The sequence below is a fragment of the Ruegeria sp. CDSA079 genome, assembly GCF_059612245.1.
Window position 1 is genome coordinate 1 of record NZ_JBXWQF010000047.1, and the last position, 5,217, is coordinate 5,217.

Annotated in this window: 5 protein-coding genes; 3 read left to right on the plus strand and 2 right to left on the minus strand. The window is 58.6% G+C overall.

Annotated elements, in window-relative coordinates:
* Window positions 1–139 precede the first annotated feature (139 nt).
* Window positions 140–472 (minus strand): hypothetical protein, encoded by a 333-nt coding sequence (locus tag AC2FJZ_RS22170; protein ID WP_496674460.1) that lies wholly within the window; start codon window positions 470–472, stop codon window positions 140–142.
* Between the two features lie 144 nt (window positions 473–616).
* Window positions 617–1,834: a plasmid recombination protein gene (locus AC2FJZ_RS22175; RefSeq protein WP_496780390.1), complete on the minus strand. Its 1,218-nt coding sequence runs from the start codon at window positions 1,832–1,834 to the stop codon at window positions 617–619.
* Between the two features lie 503 nt (window positions 1,835–2,337).
* Here AC2FJZ_RS22175 and AC2FJZ_RS22180 point away from each other — a divergent pair.
* The 3 genes from AC2FJZ_RS22180 to AC2FJZ_RS22190 are packed head-to-tail and all read left to right on the plus strand — an operon-like array spanning window position 2,338 to window position 5,175.
* Window positions 2,338–2,868 (plus strand): hypothetical protein, encoded by a 531-nt coding sequence (locus tag AC2FJZ_RS22180; RefSeq protein ID WP_496674455.1) that lies wholly within the window; start codon window positions 2,338–2,340, stop codon window positions 2,866–2,868.
* A 7-nt stretch (window positions 2,869–2,875) separates the two neighbouring features.
* Window positions 2,876–3,613, plus strand: a complete 738-nt coding sequence (locus tag AC2FJZ_RS22185; protein WP_496674452.1) for a hypothetical protein — start codon at window positions 2,876–2,878, stop codon at window positions 3,611–3,613.
* Window positions 3,610–5,175: a recombinase family protein gene (locus AC2FJZ_RS22190; protein WP_496780392.1), complete on the plus strand. Its 1,566-nt coding sequence runs from the start codon at window positions 3,610–3,612 to the stop codon at window positions 5,173–5,175. The genes AC2FJZ_RS22185 and AC2FJZ_RS22190 overlap by 4 nt, the downstream gene beginning before the upstream one ends.
* Window positions 5,176–5,217: the final 42 nt, after the last annotated feature.

Genomic DNA, 5,217 nt, shown 5'->3' on the forward strand with positions numbered 1-5,217 from the left:
TTTGTTGAACCCGCGGCGAAGGTCCGCTTTAGACACTGCGAGCACCCCGATTAGCTGAGGCAACAACTACTAACACAGCGAAGAAGGGCACGGCTTGATCCGCGCCCTTTTTCCGTTCGGTGTGCTTGCCGTTAGCCGCTTACCCCTTGGGTTCCGGATCTGGTCTTGCCATCACCTTCGGCTTGCTCTTTTTCGCCTCCCGCAGTGTCTCTACTTCTTGGTCGATGCCTGCTGGGCGCAGCGGATGACGTTGCATCTTTTTGGCTGCGCCGATTTTTGCGACGGCTTCAAAGAGCACGAAGACTTTGCGCCCGAAGGCTTTGTCTTCAGTCGCGGCTTCAAGGAATGCAGGCAGCGTATCCGCAAAGGCCTCCATGATTTTTGCGGTTTCCTCGGCTTGCGCTTTGCCGATGTCTGCAATGATCCCGAGCGCGCGCAACTGCGCCGAGGAGAGGTTTGTCGGTAGGTTCATGAGAAGTCCCTCTTGTTTACCGTGATTATTTGAGAGCATTTGCTCCCGGTGAATGTCGGTGGGGGCTTATTGCCGCCACCGACACTCATCAGGTATGTTCATTGGTCTTTAGTGAGAAAAAAGTTTGAGGGGAGTTTGACACCCTTAAACCTCGGGATCCTTGTTTTGCCCTGGTTGGTGCCATTTATTGATCGCGCGCTTGAGTGTCGTGATGCGCCCCACCAGTGACCGACGCGCTTTGATGATCTCTTTCTTTGTGCGGTCCGGAAGGGAGGCCGACGCTGCGACAATCGCGTCATCCGCCGCTTTGATCTCCTCAAAATGCGTCTGCACCTCAGCTTGGGCTTCCTGCCTTGCCTCCTCGCGGGCTTTTATGCGCAACGCAAAAAATGCTTTTCCAAACAAGCGCGCGGCGATGGATTTGCCATCAGGCTGCGCCATCTCCGCCAGCGTTTTGGGGTCGCCCTCCGCGACGGCCTTTGCGGTCTCTATCACGGTCGCGGCTTGTTTCTCGCGTTTGCCTACGTGGGCTTCACGCTCTGTCAGTTGCCGCTCTTTCTCTTCCCGCCATTTGCGCGGGCTGACGTGTTCCACATACTCCGGAAGGCTCGCGAGTCTTTCGTTCTCATTGGCGCTCGATGTCTGTTCTTTGCGATGCTGATGCACTGCGTCTCGCAATGCCTGCTTGCGCCGCTCTCCGCGCTTCAATCCAAGCTCTGCAAACCAATCTCCAACGCTGTCTTGCGCCTTCTCATAGTCCTTGATCAGAGCGTGCACTGAAGGCTGCAGCATCCTGCGCCCGTCTTTGGTTTGTGAGCGTGGCAACACAACCGCATGGATATGATAGGTGGTCTCATCAAGATCAGCCCGTGCGTGAATGACATCATCTCCAAAGCTGTCTTTGAGCCACGCCACAGCCGCTTGCTCAAATTGTTCCTCGCGACTCTCGCCAAACAGGTGATCTATGTTGTCGTGATCAAACGCTGCAAACCAGTCCTTGTGCGCTGTTATGATCACCTCACGCAGAGGACCATGACGCGTTGCTCGCCAAGGATCCTTCGGGCCTTCGGCAACGCGTTTGGCAAGCTCCGCTTTACGCCGCCGCTTCGTCAGCCCCTCAAGCTCTTTAGCAAAATTCTCTACGCGTATTTCTTCGATCTCTTTGAGCGCGCGCTGCGCCCAGTCTTCGCCGCCGATCAGGCGCCGGTTGAGGCTCGATCGTGTTTCATCCACGTGACCGAGATCGCCGCCTTTTCGGCGGCGGTGCAGCTCGCATCCGCCCATATCCGCTGGAAACGGACCTTCCATGCGCAACACCACAGGGTGTTGCTTGGTGGCCGCCTTGATCACTTCGTCCGTCACGTCGTCCTCTCATCTTGAGGACGGGAAGTGGGTCCGCTGTCGCAAACTTGTGCATCGCAGGTTTGACGCGCCGTCTTGACCAAGGCGCGACCTGGCTGCGCAGGGAGAGTTACTCACTAATCAGACCGCGCAGTTTCCCTTGGAAACCGCTCTGGCTGTCGTTCGTCGGGGCGCTGCCCCGAACCCCGCGCTACCGCGGGTCCCCTGCGCGTTGGGCGGCAAAGGAACCTTTGCCACGCTCCTCTGCACTCCATGGGCGCCTCCCGGCAGGCTCAAGGGGTATTCCGCATACCGCCCCGAGACCCCGTGCTCTTGAGGAAGATCCTTCGCCGACCTTCCCCAAACCCCTTCCAGCGCTGGCCGCCGTGAAGCTGCGAAGCGGTGTGTGCACCAGGTGCAGGACGCCCGGTCTCAGCTGCGCAGACGTTGTGTCGCGCATCTGAGGCCGGGGACCAGCCCCGGATCAGAACAAGACGTGATGATTGTTCCAATTGGAGATTCCAATGACCGACACACCACCAACCAACACCGCGCGTCCGGCCACCTGGCAGGATGCGCTATATACCAGCGACGTTGTTGCTTTCCGCTTTCCCCATGAGACAGACGGCCCGAACCTTCCAAAGGTCCGTCCGGCACTGGTACTCGATGTGGAAGAGACCGATGTTGGTCGCTTCGCGTCTCTCGCCTACGGCACATCCAATCCGCGTTCCCGCAAGGCCGCCTACTGCGTAGATGTGCGCTCCGAGAAGGACCGCGCTTCAGCCGCACTTCACCTTCCAACGCGCTTCGATGCTTCGCGGCGGATTCTCGTGTCACTCGATCATCCCGGGTTCGAGCTGCACTCAGAGAAAGGGACGCCGGTGCTCGGACGCCTCAGCGGTCCTGCAAACGCCCGCATGCACAAGGTGCGGGCCCGCATTCACGCCGAACGCGATATCCGGCGCGATTATCTGGGCCGACAGCGGCGTAGGGCCGGTGGCCGCCGGCCTGTCACTGTTGAGCGACGGTCCAAGTTCCATAAAACCACATGGTAGACGATCAATGTCTAAGCTCAACATCGACTACGACCCGATCCAATCTGCGATCTTCCAGGCTCTCAGCCTCGCTCCCAGCGCGCACGACGCGCTGGACCAGTTGGTGGATTGCTGGACCGACATACAAAGTGCCAATGCCGCACGCCGTCTTGCGGTGCGGATTGCGCAGGAGAAGATTTTCTCTGCGAGGGACCTCGATGCGTTGGAGTGTATGCTGCTGCCGCTGATCGAAGTTGTCGACACTGGACGGCGCACCGAGTTCATATCGGATGAGAACCACGTGCGCGGCGGCTACCATATCGAAGAGTTGGAGCCGAAGGCGCGGGACCTGGAGAGCAAGATCCAGCCCCTGAAGTCTTTGCTCACAACCCTGCAAACACTTGGCCGACTGCGTCGATCCGAGCAAATCGCGCTGACGCTGCGCGGCGAGGATATGACCTTACCTGCAACGATCCGGAGGCGCAAAGGCGCTTTCGGATCAAACCATCCAAACTGCTTTTTTGCAAAAATTCCTTCGGTCCCAAGTTCCGACTGCCACTCACGGCAGACACCAACACAGGGACCCCGAACTGGACCGTTCACCCCTTCAGTTCACCGCTTAGGCCGCCAACGCGCCACAGGGCGCAAACAACCAGACCCAGATCGCCTGCGCGGTTTACTCAAGTTGATGGCGCGCGCCGAGGTGCAAGCCATCGCGTCGCAACCCGCCGCCAATTTGAACCACCCAATCAAGGAAACGCCATAACTCTCCGCGCCGTCGTTTATGCTCGCTATAGCTCAGACTTGCAGAAAGCCACCTCGATCGAAGATCAAATTGCCGTGGCGGAACGCTTCTGCGCGCGTCAGGGCTGGGCGATTGTTAATGTCTTTGAGGACCGAGAGAAGTCAGGCAAAGACATGCGTCGTCCGGGCTTCCAGGCGTTGAAGGCGGCAGCGGCGGCTCAGTCTTTTGATGTAGTTGTGGTGGAAGCCATCGACCGTCTCACTCGCAAAGTCAAAGATGCGTTGAGCACCTACGACTTCTTCATGTTCCAGGATATCAAGCTGCACTCGATCCAGAAAGGGGAGCAGGACTTCATGAAGGTGCTCTTTGCGGGCTTTGGCGCGCAGATGTTCAGCCAGAAGATCTCGGATCATACCCGCCGCGGCATGCAGGGTGCGGTCACGCGGCAGCGCTTGCACACCCGTGCCTTCGGCTACCGAAAGCGTGAGGCAGAAACCGGCCCCAACCGGGAGATCGATCCTAATCAGGCGCGTATTGTGCGCCGTATCTTTGAAGAGTTTGCAACCGGTCGTTCGGCGCAGTCGATTGCAGAAGGCCTCAACAAGGACCGTATCCCGGCGCCCAATGGTGGCTCATGGGATGGCTCAACGATCCGTGGCAATCCGTCCCGACGCGAAGGCATTCTACGCAATCAGCTTTACATCGGAATCGCCAGCATTTGCCAATTTACGCACACGTATCACCCAGAGGCCGGTCAGCGGAAACTCAAGCGCACACCGGAAGACTATGTGGAGCAGGATATCCCTGAATTGCGCATCATAGATCAGGTTCTTTGGGACGCCGTGCAGACCGAGTTGGCACGGCGTGCCGCGGACACGCCCAAAGCGGCCCGTGCGGCACGGCGCACCGTCTTTCTTCTGTCTGGCTTGTTAAAGTGCGGGTGCTGCGGAGCACCGTATGTCACCATCAACAAGACGAGCTACCGCTGCAGAGAGGCAAGGCGTGCCGCATGTAACAACAAACGTGCGATCTCGCGCAGGCGCATTGAGTCGCGTGTGTTTGGGGCGCTGCGAGCAGCCTTTCGGTCAGACGACCTGCTAAAACGCTTTGAGCAGGCTCTGGAGGACGAACGCGGCAAACTGGCAGACGGTCAGCTGGAGGCTGACCTCAGACGATTTGAAACGGCGCGCGACAAAGCAACCGCAGGGCGTGACAATATCCTCGCGGCCGTCGCAGAAGGCGCGCCATATGCCACGTTCAAGGCCAGGGCGGACACTCTGGAGCAAGAAATCAGCGATTTGACGTCTCGCATCACAGCACTTGAGGCACAGATCGCGCGCAGCCAAGCTGAGGTTGAAGATGCGCGCGCGATCTATGAGCGCGCGCTCAACAACATCGAGCATCTGCTCTCTGACAAGGCTTATGTCGAGGAAGCGCATGGATATCTGGCGATGCTCATCGATAAGATCAAGCTGATGCCAGACGAGCGAGCGCAACACGGCTTGCAAGCTGAGATACATCTCAGGAGCGGGGCATTGTTGGGCCGGGGCGCTGAAGACGAAACCGTTGTTGTCCCCTGTTGAGCGTGAGGGCGAGGAAACGGGCGAGAAGCAGAAATTCGCTGC

What these genes read in the sequence shown, in the direction of transcription:
- AC2FJZ_RS22170 (WP_496674460.1), bottom strand. Translation starts at nt 472, where the DNA reads ATGAACCTACCGACAAACCTCTCCTCGGCGCAGTTGCGCGCGCTCGGG.
- AC2FJZ_RS22180 (WP_496674455.1), top strand. Translation starts at nt 2,338, where the DNA reads ATGACCGACACACCACCAACCAACACCGCGCGTCCGGCCACCTGGCAG.
- AC2FJZ_RS22185 (WP_496674452.1), top strand. Translation starts at nt 2,876, where the DNA reads ATGTCTAAGCTCAACATCGACTACGACCCGATCCAATCTGCGATCTTC.